The organism is Streptococcus parasanguinis (assembly GCF_001069785.1).
GTDB lineage: Bacteria > Bacillota > Bacilli > Lactobacillales > Streptococcaceae > Streptococcus > Streptococcus parasanguinis_T.
The window spans coordinates 55,410-71,125 of sequence record NZ_JVSR01000074.1 but is presented as its reverse complement, the minus strand read 5'-3'; the positions used below and the strand labels follow the sequence as shown (position 1 = coordinate 71,125).

The window sequence follows — 15,716 nt, the reverse complement described above, 5'->3', positions numbered from 1 at the left end:
CTATTTCATTAATACTTTCACTTTTCTTACAAATCCATCTTCTACATAGTAGTTTACCTGGCTATCAAGTGGTTCTTCACGGACTGGTCGATTGATAACATTTAGGACACTTTGGTCTGTAATCCGCATAGCCACGATCGCTTGTTTATAGAGTTTGATAGATTTTGATACTTCGTCAATTTTTCGATTCAACTGACTGCCACTCATAGCAACTGTAGCATAGCCTGCACGCGCCCCTTTTTCAAGGACATAGTTCAGACTAGATTGCAGATCCATACTTAGATCATTCATAAGTTCTAGCTGATTGTATAGCACAATCGTTGCTTCATGTTGCGATTTCTGCTGTTCCAATCTCAATTGGATATTTTCTTCCATTTTCTTGATTCCAGCTACATAGTCTTCCTTCGTAGAGAGAATCGTCACACCTTCCATCTCTGGCAATTCATTATAGGCTGGAGCCAACACAATCACCTTTTGCTTACTACGAGCAATTTGTTTGACGAATTGTGTCATCTGTTCTTCCTTGTCTGTCAGATATAGAAGATTCCCTTTCTTGAGATCCCACGTCACTGGCTCAACCGTCTCCAGATCCAATCCGAGTGGTACTTTTCCTTCATCCAGTAAAGCTGCTACATCCTCACGTCCATAGAAGGTTGCTTCTGTCAACTCATCTGGCACCATTGGGATGCCTGCTGGAGTGTGGCCTGTCCACATCTCTTTGAAACTTTGGACTTGGTCGCGGAGGTTGTTGATGATTTGAATATCATTGTCTCCTGCGACCGGTAGAGCGAACTGGATGACATCGACTTCGTCACGCTTCATGAGCGCGCGTCCCTTGATGTCTTCCATCGTAGCTGCTAGTGGCGTTGCTCCCACGATACCGCGGACTTCAGAGATATCATTTTGTGGCAAGGTCAGCTGGTGCTTGAAGTTTGAATAGAGCTGAGCCCGTAGGTTGTTCTGACGGCTAGCTGTGATGATCAAGTGCACACCGATGCTGAGACCTTCACGGGAGATCCGCATGAAGAGCTTGAAGAGGTCTGTCTCATAAGGCTCGTCCTTCATCGACTCATAGCTATCCATGAGGATAACCATAGTTGGCTCTTGCTTACCAGTCACTTCACGGTAGAGGGCGATGGTGCCGACACCATGCTCAGAAAGAAGTTTCTTGCGGCGATCCAACTCGCGGTTGATGATCCGGATAAATTTCTGGATTTTTTCCGTCTGATCAAGCAGCAGGCTATCGGCCACATGTGGCAATTGAGTCAAGGGTGCTAGACCGTTGGTCCCGAAATCCAGCAGGTACATGGTCAGATTTTCTGGACTTTGCTTGCGAGCTAGATCCATGGCGGCTGTCTGTAGGAAAGTGGTCTTTCCTGTACCTGGACTTCCGTAAAGGAGAATATTCCCATCTTTTGACAGATCGATAGCGACAGCTTCTTGCTTTTGAGCTTGCGGGATATCAGCTACCCCGATCAGGACGCTTGGAGCTGTCCGTTTTTGCCAAGCCTCGATCGGCACGACCTTGTCCAACTCATCCAGCGTGATCCGCTCTTTGAGCGGTGGCAACCATGGTTGGGCCACAGCTGCGATGCCTTCTTGTTGGTGCAAGTGGTTGATTTCCTGTACGATAACATCCAGTTCTGTTGGCACTTCCTTGATTTCTTCTGCCATATCAAGACCAGAGAGGTCTTGGTTGAGGACTTCGTATTGGCCCAGTTCATTGATCAAGTAGATGGTATGGTCTTCAATCCCTAGCTGGTCCTTCTCAGGCTGGTAGTCTGCTCCAGACCAGGCTGTTTGGAAGAGTTCATAGACTTCGTTGTTGCCGACTTGGAGGTAGGCACGACCGGTCTGAGTGATCTCAGCCGCATCTGCAGTCCGCAGCATCTCCATGGAGTCGCCACGGTCTGCCACCTTGAGGGCTAGCTTGAAGCGAGAGTTAGACCAGATTTGGTCATCCACGACCCCAGAAGGTTTTTGTGTCGCAAGGATCAAGTGCACCCCGAGGGAACGCCCGACACGTGCGATAGAGACCAATTCTTTGATGAAGTCTGGTTGGTTGACCTTGAGTTCGGCGAACTCATCACTGATCAAGAAGAGGTGAGGCAGCGGTTCGGTCGCTTCACCCAGTTTAAATTTCTTTTGGTATTGGTTGATATGGTTGACCCCATATTGACCAAAAAGCCGTTCCCGACGATGGATCTCCGCATTGATAGAGGCTAGGGCCCGCATGGACTGGGCACCATCCAAGTTGGTGATGGTTCCCAGCAAGTGAGGCAGATCCTTGAAGAGGTTGGCCATTCCCCCACCCTTGTAGTCGATGAGGAGAAAAGCCACATCGTGTGGGTGGAAGTTGACGGCAAGGCTCAGGATATAAGACTGAATGGTTTCAGACTTACCAGAACCGGTTGTCCCTGCGATCAAACCGTGTGGCCCATGAGCCTTTTCATGAAGATTGAGGTAGACCAAATCGTCCTTGCCGCGCAGACCAATCGGCACGGCCAAACTTTGGTAAGGGGCATGGCTCTCCCAACGGCTCAAGACCTTGAGGTCATTGAACGTTTCCGCCTGATACATTTCAAGGAAGGTTACCGAGTCTGGGATTGAGCTCTTGAGTTGTTGAATATGCTTCAGAGGAGCAAGGCCACGCGAGATGGCTTCCTTGTCATAACCTTCAGGGAAGTGATCCAATTGGAAGTCAAGCTCCCGAAGAACCCCTTCTTGCAAGAGCAATTGCCCTTGGTTGCGGTCCTTGATGGAGATAACGGTTTGGATATTTTCAGAAAGAGATGAGAGCACATCTGCCACATAGATGATGGAGCAGCCTAGCTCTGTCGGATCCTCACGGAAGAACTCCATGATGACATGGTCCAAAATCAAGGTTTCATCGGTGATGAGGACCACATAGTGAGGGTGGAAGATCTTGGTATCATTGGCTTTTTCTTCCTCTTTTTGCGCCTTGCGGAGCTTGAGGATCTGGTTGAGACTGTTCAAGACCTGATCGCGTGTCCGCTGATTGTAGACAAAGCTACGGACATTCATATCTTGCAGGGTCGCATGAGGCAACCAGCGCATCCAATCCCAGCTTTCTTTTTCTTCTTCTGGAATGATCGGAATAATGGTCAGATCATGGTAAGAGTGAAAGACAGCTAATTGGGCAACGAGGAGTTGCAACTGCTCTAGCACGATAGGACGAGGGCCGACGTACCCTACTGGTCCACGATTGAGGCTGGCTACAATCGGAAGATTGTCGATTTTTTGATGAGCTTGGAAAAGAGCATAGCCTTCTTCTTCCAAGGCATCTTTCTTCCCACTACGCTCTTCCTGACCATATTTGAGCTCATAGCTGGTTGGAACCTTACCCAAGCCCAAACGATAAGCCAAAAAGTCAAAATGAAGTGGTGTTTTTTCGTAGATTCGTGAGTCATAGCGTTTGACCATCTTGGTCAAATCTTCGATCGCTGGGAAATGGTAAAACATGCCTTCTCGTTGCTTCCGAGATAGCTGTTCCAAGTCCTTGGCCTTGTCCTTGAGATAGAGATGGTAGAGCTCCACGCGCTCTTTCTTGTCTTCTTTGTATTTCTTACGATTCTTGAAGAAGCCTTGGACCGAAAAGATCACACTGACCACAGACATGGATACCGTCGCGATGATATAGAGTCCCCGCGGTTGGAAAATGGTGATCAAGAGGGTCACCCCAACCATGATGAGGGGTGGCATGATCAACTTCAAGAGTTCATCTGATGGCTTTTGAGGCTCCGCTCCCGGAGGATTGATCAAGATTTTGTCTTCCGAACTCCGGTAGATGATCCGCGGAGACCGGTGGTACTCTGGATAGTCCTTGTAAAAGTCATAGCGTGAATGCAAACGCGGCACTAGATAAGGACTTACTTCGACAGCTCCTTCCACGCCAAATTCTTCTGGATAGAGCTTAAAGGTCACATCTCCAATGGCAAGTTCATCCCCAAAGGCCAGTGGAAAAGTCGCTTCACTGACGAGTTTGTGGTTATGGTAGAGTTTTCCGGATAAGAGCTGGCAAGTCCAAGTCTGCTCTTTTTTCACAAGCAGAAAGCGTACTGGATAGTGCAAGCGCACATCCGCACCCTTTTCATCTGCTACGAGGATTTCTTCCTTGTCTAGCAGTTCATAGGTATGGACTTCTCCTGTCGCCAAGTAGCAGACCACATCTCCAAGGATCTTGCTATTTTCGAGCACGCCCTTGTCTTCCCCATACTGGTAGAAGATTTCTCCTTGACTCCATTGGAAATGAAGGGGATTATCTTGCAAAGCCAGGGTCAACTGAGCTGTTTCTTGATTCGATACGGTCGCTGTTTTTCCCTCCTCTAGCGCTAGCTCATAGCGAAAACCTTTTTTATAGAGTATGATACGTTTTTTCATAGACTACTCCTTGTGTTCGCTAGACTCAGTTGAGCTTGCTGTTGTAGAAGACGAGCTTTCTGTTGAGGATCCCTCTGTAGACGAAGCCGTTGTCGAACTGCTGGTTGAAGCTTTGGTTTCATTCTTCTCTGCTTCCAAGAGTTCAGAGCGAGCATCCCAGTATTTCTTGTATTCGCCCTCTAGTTCAGAGAGTTTCTTCTCGCGCTGTTCACCGGAGAGTTTTTCGCTATCACGTGTCGCCTTGATTTCTTTACGAAGGGCATAGATGATCAAGTCTGAATCGTCGATCCGCTTAGCTGTATCCAGCGCTTGGGTAAAGTCATGACGTCCGATATAGATCCAGTAGTGGAGATAGAGGCTATCTGACTTGAGCGTGACGTTGTTGAGGATGACCTTCTTTTGATCCTCTGAGAAATTCAAGCCTTGCAAATAAGACGTCGCCAACTCATATTTCTGCGTCATCGGAAGACTGCTTGGAGCCACTCCCTCCAACTCATCGATCACACCGGTGTAGTCTACTTTAAGAAAAGCAGTATCCGCTTGAAGCAACTTTTCTTTAAAGGGTGCTTGGAAAAAGACCAAATAGATCAAAGGCAAAAGTAAGAGGGCCACTACAGCGGAAAGCCAGACGGTTGCCAGCTTAAAGATTCGGTGTTGACGGCTGGATACCAAGGTTAAGGTCTTTTCTTCCTCTTCCTTGCGCTCTTGGTAAGCTTTCTCTAAGAGAACTTTCATCTCTTCTAAGCTAGCGGCATCACGGATTTCCACCAAGAAATCTGGTAGATCTTCTAATTCAAGTGTCCCTTGATAGAGCTCCATGAAGTCCCAGTCCCCAAAAAGAGTGACCGCATAGCACTTGGCCTGGCGCAAGAATTCCACCTGATCCCACTTGCGTGGCACCATCATTCCCGGAACCCCGCGGTAAGCAATCTTGACTTGTGCATCCTTGGTGACAAACAAATTGATGGGATGCACCACAAAGGTCACTGGAAGTTCCAAAGCAGGCGCCAAATCCAAGACATTGATAGCTAGACGCAGACGGTCTGACACGGGTAATGCCTGGATTTCTTCTGTAGTCAAGCCTAGAGCATCTGTCTGATAGGTCAGATGAATCTGGTCTTGATCCGCTGTCATGCTTTGCTCTAAAAACAAGGGATGATGGAGATCCAAAATCCATAAATTGCGTAAATCCTGGCTATCCACTTCTGAACGCTTGAGGTCCAGCCGCCAGCTCGTTTCTTCTTTTTCAAAACGGAAGACTTGTTCTTCCAGCGTAAATTGTTCTTCTTTCACCTTACCACTCCTCAATCTCGATCAGATCACCACTCGTGATCGGATACTCCTGTACCACCTTGCCTTCATCCAGCAAGATGCCTTTATTTACCACGCGCAACTGATACTTGCTTCTAGGCTCCATGGCAGACCCAAAGATCTGATCCAATTCCCGAATCAAGCGTCGCACCTCCATCCGCGTTGGGATTCGGAGGTCATGGCTTGCACCATTCATACGGAAGGTGACATTGATATGTTGGTCCATTTAGGCCTCTTTTCTATAGATTCGATAGGAAATATAGCCAGCAATCCCAAAGAGAAGAGCACTCCAAGCCAGCATTTGCAAGGCTGGAATAAAATCCGACAAGCTGGCCGAATTGTCCTCCACATTGGACTCGAATTTAGATAATTTTTGATTTTCAGGCTGGAACAGGTCCGCTTCAGGCCCCGTTTTTTTCTTTCCCTTTATAGCAGAAAACAACTGGCCGTCTGAATCGGTCAATTGTTTCTCTTGCTTGCGTTTTTCATCTGCTAATTTTTTCTGATCCTTCTCATTGAAAAGAGACTCAGTCGCATCCAATTGGCCCCCAAGTGTCTTTTCCTGCTCTGTCTCAAGACGTGAGTTGTTGACCTGCAGACGATTATCAATAAAATCATCTGCAGAAACAACAACCGCTGGCAAGAGACTTAAGACAAAGAGAAGATACATCATTTTTTTCATAAGCTTGATTCAATTTCCTTTGTTTGAGTAAACTTCTTAGGAATGAAGATATTGGCAACCGCCAAAAGTCCGAAGAAGACCAACAATCCGAAGAAGACGCCGATACCGGCTGTTTGTCCATCAAAGTAACCCGCAAACTGTCCTTCTAAAATAGAAAGGAGGTTGACATTTTTCACCAGTGCTGGAAGGCCTGACAAGGTCGCGGTCGTTCCGATCGCGCTTGATAGGTAGACATAGCTGATCAACATGAAGAAGGCCAGTCCCATTCCAATCACACGGAAGTGTTTCAAAAGAAGGTATTGCAGTTGTACCAAGACAAAGCTTGCTAGAAACGCTAAGAACACCCATGAAGGTACATATTCACGACCAACAGAGAGTTGAATACTTGAAATCATTCCGATCACCAGTCCAAGGATGAGAGAAAGTCCCACAAGGACACCGACAGACAAGAGATCTGATTCTTGCAAACGATCCAATTTGAAACGATCCTTAACCTTGCGAATGATTGGTTGAGTCGCAAAGAGATAAGCTGTAAAGAGACTCAAGACTTCCAACATAAAGATCCAGATAAATGGACGGTAGACGTTGATAGTCGCTTTCACAGAAGAAGATTTCTCTGCAACTGGATTTGACAAGAAGTCGAGCAAGACTTCATTCGGCACTCCGTTTTCATAGGCATTGTTGAAGACCTTACGGAAGGCTTCGACGAAGTTCCCATTTTCAGACAATTCCTTGTCGAATTCACCCATCAAGCTCTCTGCATTGCTAGACAATTTCTCTGTATTGCCTTGGGCTTTTTCCAATTCTTTGTTCAATTGGCTAAAGATTTCATTGGTAGAGTTAGCAGCTTCTACATTGCTACGAGATGAGCTCTTAACGCCTTCTGTCGAGCTCAATAATGACGTGTATTCAGAACCAAGAGCTGACAAATCTGCATCGGTCTTGGTTTGAGCCTGTGTCACTGTTTCTTGTGATTTTGAGATCTCTTCTAAACGTTTTTGAAGCTCTGCATATTGCGTCAATTGATCGTTGATATTTTGGGTTAGATCCTTGTTGGTGTTTTCGATCGCTTGAAGATTGGCCTGCAATTGTGGTCCCAAGTCTTGCAACTGTTTAAGGGTACCATCTAACTGGGCTTTCACACTCTTCGTTGCATCCCCAGATTCATCCGTTTCAATACTCTTACGGTAGTCCTTCATGTTACTTGAAACAGCAGCCTTCACGATGTCGACCAAAGCGTTTGTCAAATCCATATCTTCGATTGGATCATAGAGTGAATGACGAACATGGTTGTCATCTTCTGGATAGTAGGCATCGATCAATGCTCCTGCGCGTTGATAATCCAAGGCGATTTCACTAGCTTTCGATGCATAGTTAGCGACAGCTGTTTTCAAATCTTCTGCAGATACGGTCACACTGGTTGAAGAAACTCCATTCACAAGAACTTCAACATCAATCGTGCTTGGCATAGTTCCCCCATCTTCAGCGAGGTGAATTTGAATTTGTTTGCCATCTTTCAGTTCGACTTCCTGCTCACCACTGCCTGCATAAGTCTGTCCATCATAGGTCCAGGTATCAACCTTAACTCCTGCAGGTACTTGAATGCTAACTTTTTGTTTTCCAGATTTAGCATTGAGAACATTCGCAACTGCCGTTAATTTAGCATCCACTTCAGCAGCCAATCGTTTCAAGTCATCTGCGTTCCCTTTTGCTTGCCCCTTCGTTCCAGCAAAAGCACTATCAAAATCAATCGCTGCGTTGAGATTCCCATACTTATTCAAATTCAGACTAGCAGGATCTAAAGACGGAAGTTTTTCAATTGCTTGACGAATGTCATCATCCGCTTTATCTCGAGCCTTGCTGATAGTTTCGATTTTTGGCTTTCCAAGCAAGGTATGAAGAGTAACTTTGTCTCCTTCTTTTAGACCATAGTAGTCAAGGATCTTCTCTTTTACAGAAGACTCGATGTTCTTTTCGTGCTCATCTAATTTGTCGCGTTCTGCCTTGATCCCTTTTTCGAGGTCTGCCACACGATCATTCACATCTTTTGTCAAGCCTGCATAGGTCTTGGTACCTGAAGCATCTCCTTCTGTTTCAGTTGGTTGACTCAATTGTTTGGTAATTGCTTCTTGGTTTTGTTGTAGATTCTTATACAACTCTTGGGTCTTTTCACTGACAACAGACTGGTTCATGGACATCAGCTGATTCATGAACTCTTCATGGCTGATCTTATCCTCAGAGCGTTGCTTGATCAATGTGTCGAAGTTTTGACCGTACTGATCCTGAGATTGGGTCAATTGATCAAAAGCCTGTGTATAAGACTCAAGGACTGTCTTCAAGGCATTATTCGACTCGACAGAAGACGTAGACAAGCTATAGAGACTTGGGAAAATATTCTTGGAATCTAAAGCTGAATCCAGCAAGTTACTCCGGTATGAACCAATGTTGGTCGATTGGATCTTGTTACTTGTTTCCACGTTCTTCTGAGCTGTATAGAGGTTGCTCAAAATGCTAACCATATACATATCAACCAACTGGCTATTCAAGTCTGAAACGATATCTTTAGCGACTTTATTGGCCTCGTTTTCAACCTGAGAATTTCCAGCCGCATTGACCTTATACGTCACAGTTGTCTTCTCTGCATTAACCGCGTTCACTTCCAAGACCTTCTCTGAGAAGTCACTTGGAATGACAATCATCAATTGGTACTTGCCATCTGCAAGCCCTGACTCAGCGGCTCCACGAGGGAGTACAGACCAGTTTTGTGAATTATCCCGTTCGATATTCTTTACATAGCTAGCCCCAAGGTTGTATTCTTTATCATTCAGTTTGACCGCCTTGTCTTCATTGACAACCGCAATGTTGAGCTTGGTGTTTTCTGTCGTTTGCACGGTCTTGGCTTCGTTTTGCTTTTGGTCCTTTTGAACCGTCGTATAAAGACCCACTACAGATCCCATCAAAAGGAGCACAACCGCACTCTGACCGATGTATTTTAACCATTTTTTATTTTTAACTTCCATACCTTTTCCTTTTTCTAATTCATAGATACAAAATAGGGGTTAGGAATTAAAAATCTAACCCCTATTTTCTATATATCAAAAGACAAAAGGGTGATCTACCTACAAGAAGTAAGATCACCTCCAAGACTATCTTAGTGGATTTGTGCAGCGATATCTTGGTCAGTTTGTTCAACGATATCAGCAACTTTGATCAATTGAGCGTTGATGTCTTCCAACAATTGAGCGAATTGTTTGATTTTTGGAGACAATTCGTTGAATTGTGCTTCAAAGCTATCAAATGCAGATCCATCCCAGTTTGCGTCGATGACTTGTTGTTCATGAGTCAAAGTGTTAAGGATTTGATCGATTTCTTGAGAACCTTGTGCATAGCGTTGTGCTGATTGACGTAGTTCTTCTGGAGTTAATTTAATTTGAGCCATATGTTTCTCCTTTTGGGCTGATACCCTTATATTTTTTTTCATAAACAATACATTTTAGTACGAATTAGTAAAATGCCAGATAACTGTATATTTTACCTTTTGCTCCCTGTTTGTATTATTTACTTAAAAATATCTTAATGAAATATTGCCAGAATGTCAAGTTTAGAGGGCTAACTGATAAAACATTGTAACTTTGTTACAATTGTGTAACATTTTGTCATAAATCTGTAATATATTTTCTGAATTCCTTGCCCCAGTAGTCTCCAACTAGTATTATTTCTGAGAAGAAAAGAAGACACTCTGTCCTTTTATATTAACTCAACACATAGATAAAAAATTGTTGATTTTAGGTGTTTTTAAAAGCAAATTTTGAAGATTTTTGTATATTTTTTCATTTTTAAAACTTTTATGGTATAATGAAACCTGTTCAAAACTTGTTTCATACAAGATCGAACACCATTAACCTATAAGGAGTATATATGAAAAAATTTCTACTTGCCTCTGTCTGTCTACTAGCTCTTACCGCTTGTAGCCAAGGCCAACAAGGCAAAGGAACTACTGCCGCTTCTTCCAAACAAGAGGCCACTCAAAACAAAAAGGAGCAAGTCCAAACCAAGACCTTTGTTAGTGACCTCGGTGATCACCACCAAAACAAAATTCAAATTGGCTACAAGAATGAGGAAATTGTCTCTTTTACTTTCCTTAGTTTTGAACCCATTTCCTCAGATTTGCAAGACATGGATCTTCCTGAATTAAAGGAAATCTACCAAGAAGAATTAGAACATAGCGATATCTATAAAACCTTAAATGGTAAGCCTGGACTTAGCTTCCGCATTCAAATTTCAAAAGATAAACAATCCTATGCTAAAGTCTTACAGGCTGACTTCTCAAAAATCAAGAAAGATGAGTTTGCTACCATCTACGGAGATCAAGGGGAGGAAGAAAGAGCCGAGTTCAAGAAATACCTCAATGGCAAACCTCAAGATCTCTTTACCTATTTCAAAGATCAAGGTCTCAAAGAAGAAAAATAAAAAGAGCTTCCTGAGTTTCATCACCACACTGGTGAGGGCTCAGAAAGCTTTTTCTTATTTGTTCAAGATTGAAAGAGTTTCAAGGAGATTGTCCGCATGAACTTCAATGGTATCTCCTGTCGCTTTGATTTTCACTTCTACGATACCTTCAGCTGCTTTTTTACCAACTGTTACGCGGATTGGAAGTCCAATCAAATCACTATCGCTGAATTTGACACCAGCGCGTTCATTTCGGTCATCCACCAAGACTTCATAGCCTTTATTCACCAAGGCTTCTTCGATCCGATCGGTCAAAGCAAGACTCGCTTCATCTTTGACATTGACTGGAATCAAATGCACATCAAATGGCGCCAATTCTTTAGGGAAGTTAATTCCCCAAGCGTAACGGTACTCCCCTTTTGGAGTCTTATTGACAAAGAGGCGTGCATGTTGCTCCATAACGGCTGAAAGAAGACGGCTGACACCGATTCCGTAGCAGCCCATGATGATTGGAACTGCACGACCGTTTTCGTCTAAGACATCTGCTCCCATGCTAGCGGAGTAGCGTGTACCGAGTTTGAAAATGTGACCGATTTCGATCCCACGTGCAAAGTTCAAGACCCCTTTCCCATCTGGTGAGATTTCGCCTTCACGAACTTCACGGATATCGACGTATTCTGCAGTAAAGTCACGTCCTGGGTTTACACCAGTCAAGTGGTAGCCTGTTTCATTGGCACCGACTACTGCATTGCGGCTGTCTTGGACCTTGCGGTCTGCGATAATCTTAACATTTTCAGGAAGATCTACTGGACCGAGAGAGCCAAAATCTGCTCCTAATAATTCTTTCACTTCCACTTCGGTTGCAGGTTCAAAGAAGTCTGCGCCGAGGTGGTTTTTCAACTTCACTTCATTGAGCTGATCATTGCCTACGAGAAGGGCTACAACAGGCTCACCATCTGCAATGTAAACCAAAGTCTTGATAGTAGCTTCTTCTGGAACATCCAAGAATGCAGCTACTTCATCAATCGATTTGACACCTGGTGTTTCCACGCGTTTCACTTTTTCTTCCGCTACGACACGGTTACTTGGCTTGTATTCGTTAGTAGCCATCTCCAAGTTGGCAGCATAGGTTGATTCACTTGAATAGGCAATGGTATCTTCACCAGAGACCATCCATTTGAGCAATTCTGCTTTGATTTCTTCTTGGACTTCTGCTGGGATCTCATCAAAGGAAGCCACCGATTTGTCTAAAACAACCCAACGGTCCAAGTCTGTACGAGCAGGCGTAACAGCCATAAACTCTTGGCTATCTTTTCCGCCCATAGCACCACCATCACCGATGATGGCTTTGTAGTCGATACCACTGCGGGTGAAGATTCGCTCATAAGCTGCCTTGTATTCATCATAAGTGACATCCAAGCTATCGTAGTTAGCATGGAAGCTATAACCGTCTTTCATGATGAACTCACGGGTCCGAAGAAGACCGTTCCGCGGGCGTTTTTCATCACGGTATTTTGGTTGAATTTGGTAAAGATTCAACGGCAATTGTTTGTAAGATTTTACTGAGTCGCGCACAATAGCGGTAAAGGTTTCTTCGTGAGTTGGACCTAAGATAAAGTCAGAGCCTTCACGGTTTTTCAACTTATAAAGATCTTCCCCGTAAGTTTCGTAACGACCAGATTCACGCCAGAGATCCGCACTCAAAAGGGCTGGAGCAAGCATTTCTACTGCTCCAATTTTTTCGAATTCTTGGCGCATGATGCCTTTTGCTTTTTCAATTACTCGATTTGCTAAGGGCAGATAAGAATAGACCCCCGCTGATACTTGGCGAACATAACCTGCACGCAACATCAAAGCATGGCTAATGACTTGGGCATCGCTTGGCATTTCGCGAAGCGTTGGAATCAACATTTTACTTTGTTTCATGGACAATATCCTTTTCTATTTCAAAAATAATTTCATAATATCATTCCAGGTGACAGCAATCATCAAAATAACCATTACAGCTACACCTGCAAGCGTCATATAGGTTTCTACTTCTTGTTTCAGTGGCTTTCTCCGGACGACCTCGATCAAATTGATCAAGATTTTTCCTCCATCCAAAGCGGGAATCGGGATTAGATTGAAGATCCCAATATTAATAGAGAGCATAGCCATAAGAGATAAGACTGCCGGAATCCCTAATTGAGCAGCTTGTGAGCTGGCATTGTAGATGGCAACCGGTCCACCTAGTTTATTGAGACTAAAGTGGAAAATGATATCTTTCAAAGCTCCCAAAATCCGTGTCGCTGTATTCCAGGTATCTGTAAAACCAGACAAGAGTTTATCCACAAAACCTGTCTTGAGGCCGTTTGTCACACCCAAATAGTAACGATTCCCTGACTTGGTTGGCTTCACTTTGACTTCTTTTTCTTGGCCGTCTGTCTTGACTTTCAGGGTCAATTCAGGAGCCGTCTTGCTGTCCTTGGTTGCTTTCTCGACAGCATCTGTCAGCTCATCCCAGTTGCTAACGGTATCGTTATTGACTTGAAGGATCTGAACATTGCTTTTAACACCAACCTTAGCTAGCGCCCCATCGGGTGCCACCTGAACATTGTTGCTGTAGTAATCAATCGCACCACCGCGCATAAAGGCTAAGAGTGAATAGACGACAATACTGAGGATAAAGTTGTTCATAGGACCCGCAAAGTTGGTGATCAACCGTCCCCAAATGCTGGCATTCTGATACTGAACATCTCTCGGCGCAATCCGCACTTCTGTCCCATCTTCCTCAACAATAGTCGCATCATGATCGACATCATAAGTCTTGGTCTCATCGAGAACCAAGCCCGTGATTTCTAATTTATCTTCAAAGTCAAACTGGGTAACATTCATGGGAAGGGCTGTCTGATCCAGATTCTTTCCTGAAAGATTGATCCGGACGACCTTACCAGCCTCATTTAGCGTCAAGCTGACAGGCGTTCCGGTTTTAATCTCAGTTGTGTCCTCACCCCAGCCAGCCATACGAACATAGCCACCTAAAGGTAGAATGCGAATCGTATAGGCTGTTCCATCTTGACCAATATGGGCAAAGATCTTGGGACCCATCCCGATCGAGAATTCTCGCACCAGGATGCCCGATTTTTTTGCAAAATAGAAATGACCAAACTCGTGAACGAGAACGATCACTCCAAAAATAACAATAAAGGCAATAAACTGCATCGTTCTATATGTGGTTTCCTTTCTATCACTTCTGTCTTAGAATAAGCCCAAGAAATGCATCAAGGGAAAGACAAAAATCAAACTATCAAAGCGGTCTAGAACACCACCATGTCCTGGAATAAATTTTCCAGAATCTTTCACACCGAAGTGGCGTTTAATCGCACTCTCTACGAGGTCGCCAAACTGACCTGCAATACTAAAGAGGATGGTAAAGAAGATCATCGCAAGAAAACCATGTCCACCCGCCACAGAACGATCCACGATCATATAGATCACAGTTACCGCTACTGCAGACAAGATTCCCCCAAGACTGCCTTCAATCGTTTTATTAGGAGAAACCGCAGGCATGAGCTTGCGTTTCCCAAACCGGCTTCCTACCAGATAAGCACCTGAATCTGTAGCCCAGACAATAAAGAGGGCTAACAAAACCTTATCAATACCAGCAATTCGCGCATCTACTAAGGAATGGAAGCCAAGTCCAACATAAAAGCTGGACGCAATGGGGTAAACCACATCTTCATAATTATAATTCTGAGCAAGAACAGTTGTCCCCATGAGAATCAAGACAACCAGACCATAGGCAATCATATTGCCATCTGCTGGAAGGTAAGGGAGGTAGTCCTCGATCGGCAAAGTCAGGACGAAGGCCGCTAACATGGCCAGCGCTCCTTCAAAAGTCGCTGTCTCAAGCCCCTTCATCTTGAGCAATTCATGAACCCCTAGCATGGCGATCAAGCCAATCACAATCTGGAAGAACACTCCTCCAACCATTACTGTTGGAATGAAAAAGAGCAGGGCAATTCCTCCAAAAATCACACGTTTTTGTAAATCTTTCGTCATCATCTTCTCCTAAACACCACCAAATCTCCGATGGCGATGGCTATATTCTACTATGGCACTTCGTAGTGCTTCCTCTCCAAAATCTGGCCACATCACATCTGTGAAATACAACTCACTATAAGCAGCCTGCCAAGGAAGGAAATTACTCAAACGGATCTCTCCGCTGGTACGGATAATCAAATCCGGATCCCTTAGGACGCGTGGCAAACTCTCGGTATAGAGAGAATCAGCGATCATCTCTTCTGTGATATCTTCTGGGCTAAACTTCGCATCCAAGACTTCTTGGGCGATCTGCTTCACGGCCTGGGTGATCTCAGCACGTCCACCATAATTGAGCGCGAAATTCAGGATCAAGCCTGTATTGAGATGGGTCATCGCTTCTGCTCTTTCCAAAGCCTCCAGCGTTTCTTTTGGTAATTTCTTGGTATCACCGATCATTTGAATCTTGACATTGTTGCGATGCAATTCGGGGACAAAACGATCATAAAATTCGACCGGCAAGTGCATGATGAACTTGACTTCATCTTCAGGGCGTGTCCAGTTTTCCGTAGAAAAGGCATAGACCGTCAAGACCTGTACCCCCATATTTTTTGCTGCAATGGTCACTTCTTGGAGAGCTTCCATCCCCGCCTTATGACCAAAGACACGCGGTTGCATCCGCTTTTTCGCCCAGCGACCATTGCCATCCATAATGATCCCAATGTGTTTCGGGACTTCTAAAGGTATCTCGATTTTTTCTTTTTTCTTAAAACGAAACATGTTTTTCTACCTATTTCAATATTTATCGCTTCATTATACCATAAATCCCCATAAAATAGGGACTCTGGCCTCT

At 44.5% G+C, this 15,716-nt stretch carries 11 protein-coding genes; 1 reads left to right on the top strand and 10 read right to left on the bottom strand.

What is annotated here, in order from left to right:
* The 6 genes from essC to ADG03_RS06460 all read right to left on the bottom strand — a co-directional run bounded on the left by essC (nt 1) and on the right by ADG03_RS06460 (nt 9,833).
* Nucleotides 1-4,401: a type VII secretion protein EssC gene (gene essC / locus ADG03_RS06485; RefSeq protein WP_049473079.1), complete on the bottom strand. Its 4,401-nt coding sequence runs from the start codon at nt 4,399-4,401 to the stop codon at nt 1-3.
* Nucleotides 4,402-4,404: 3 nt separating this feature from the next.
* On the bottom strand, nt 4,405-5,694 hold the full coding sequence (gene essB / locus ADG03_RS06480) for a type VII secretion protein EssB (RefSeq protein WP_049473080.1): 1,290 nt from the start codon (nt 5,692-5,694) through the stop codon (nt 4,405-4,407).
* 1 nt (nt 5,695) lies between these two features.
* The gene (locus ADG03_RS06475) at nt 5,696-5,938 is read right to left on the bottom strand and encodes an EsaB/YukD family protein (RefSeq protein ID WP_003013697.1); all 243 of its coding nucleotides are present in this window, start codon (nt 5,936-5,938) and stop codon (nt 5,696-5,698) included.
* Entirely contained in the window at nt 5,939-6,394 is a 456-nt protein-coding gene (gene essA, locus ADG03_RS06470; protein ID WP_024054630.1) for a type VII secretion protein EssA, read from the bottom strand.
* On the bottom strand, nt 6,391-9,414 hold the full coding sequence (gene esaA, locus ADG03_RS06465; protein ID WP_049473081.1) for a type VII secretion protein EsaA: 3,024 nt from the start codon (nt 9,412-9,414) through the stop codon (nt 6,391-6,393). Before esaA ends, essA begins: the two co-directional genes overlap by 4 nt.
* 131 nt (nt 9,415-9,545) lie before the next feature.
* Nucleotides 9,546-9,833, bottom strand: coding sequence for a WXG100 family type VII secretion target (locus ADG03_RS06460; RefSeq protein ID WP_031576577.1), 288 nt, complete (start codon nt 9,831-9,833; stop codon nt 9,546-9,548).
* Nucleotides 9,834-10,312: 479 nt separating this feature from the next.
* Here ADG03_RS06460 and ADG03_RS06455 point away from each other — a divergent pair, with 479 nt between their 5' ends.
* Entirely contained in the window at nt 10,313-10,864 is a 552-nt protein-coding gene (locus ADG03_RS06455) for a hypothetical protein (RefSeq protein ID WP_049473082.1), read from the top strand.
* A 54-nt stretch (nt 10,865-10,918) separates the two neighbouring features.
* Here the strand turns inward: ADG03_RS06455 and ADG03_RS06450 are convergent, their stop codons facing one another.
* From ADG03_RS06450 to ADG03_RS06435, 4 genes are read right to left on the bottom strand one after another with little or no spacing between them, the layout of a single operon-like run.
* On the bottom strand, nt 10,919-12,769 hold the full coding sequence (locus ADG03_RS06450; protein ID WP_049473083.1) for a proline--tRNA ligase: 1,851 nt from the start codon (nt 12,767-12,769) through the stop codon (nt 10,919-10,921).
* A 15-nt stretch (nt 12,770-12,784) separates the two neighbouring features.
* Complete coding sequence (rseP, locus tag ADG03_RS06445; RefSeq protein WP_021154371.1) at nt 12,785-14,044, bottom strand: RIP metalloprotease RseP; 1,260 nt, start codon at nt 14,042-14,044, stop codon at nt 12,785-12,787.
* Between the two features lie 36 nt (nt 14,045-14,080).
* The gene (locus ADG03_RS06440) at nt 14,081-14,884 is read right to left on the bottom strand and encodes a phosphatidate cytidylyltransferase (RefSeq protein WP_023919527.1); all 804 of its coding nucleotides are present in this window, start codon (nt 14,882-14,884) and stop codon (nt 14,081-14,083) included.
* 9 nt (nt 14,885-14,893) lie between these two features.
* On the bottom strand, nt 14,894-15,643 hold the full coding sequence (locus tag ADG03_RS06435; RefSeq protein ID WP_003009971.1) for an isoprenyl transferase: 750 nt from the start codon (nt 15,641-15,643) through the stop codon (nt 14,894-14,896).
* Between the last annotated feature and the right edge of the window lie 73 nt (nt 15,644-15,716).

What these genes read in the sequence shown, in the direction of transcription:
- essC (WP_049473079.1), bottom strand. Translation starts at nt 4,401, where the DNA reads ATGAAAAAACGTATCATACTCTATAAAAAAGGTTTTCGCTATGAGCTA.
- ADG03_RS06475 (WP_003013697.1), bottom strand. Translation starts at nt 5,938, where the DNA reads ATGGACCAACATATCAATGTCACCTTCCGTATGAATGGTGCAAGCCAT.
- essA (WP_024054630.1), bottom strand. Translation starts at nt 6,394, where the DNA reads ATGAAAAAAATGATGTATCTTCTCTTTGTCTTAAGTCTCTTGCCAGCG.
- esaA (WP_049473081.1), bottom strand. Translation starts at nt 9,414, where the DNA reads ATGGAAGTTAAAAATAAAAAATGGTTAAAATACATCGGTCAGAGTGCG.
- ADG03_RS06460 (WP_031576577.1), bottom strand. Translation starts at nt 9,833, where the DNA reads ATGGCTCAAATTAAATTAACTCCAGAAGAACTACGTCAATCAGCACAA.
- ADG03_RS06455 (WP_049473082.1), top strand. Translation starts at nt 10,313, where the DNA reads ATGAAAAAATTTCTACTTGCCTCTGTCTGTCTACTAGCTCTTACCGCT.
- ADG03_RS06450 (WP_049473083.1), bottom strand. Translation starts at nt 12,769, where the DNA reads ATGAAACAAAGTAAAATGTTGATTCCAACGCTTCGCGAAATGCCAAGC.
- rseP (WP_021154371.1), bottom strand. Translation starts at nt 14,044, where the DNA reads ATGCAGTTTATTGCCTTTATTGTTATTTTTGGAGTGATCGTTCTCGTT.
- ADG03_RS06440 (WP_023919527.1), bottom strand. Translation starts at nt 14,884, where the DNA reads ATGACGAAAGATTTACAAAAACGTGTGATTTTTGGAGGAATTGCCCTG.
- ADG03_RS06435 (WP_003009971.1), bottom strand. Translation starts at nt 15,643, where the DNA reads ATGTTTCGTTTTAAGAAAAAAGAAAAAATCGAGATACCTTTAGAAGTC.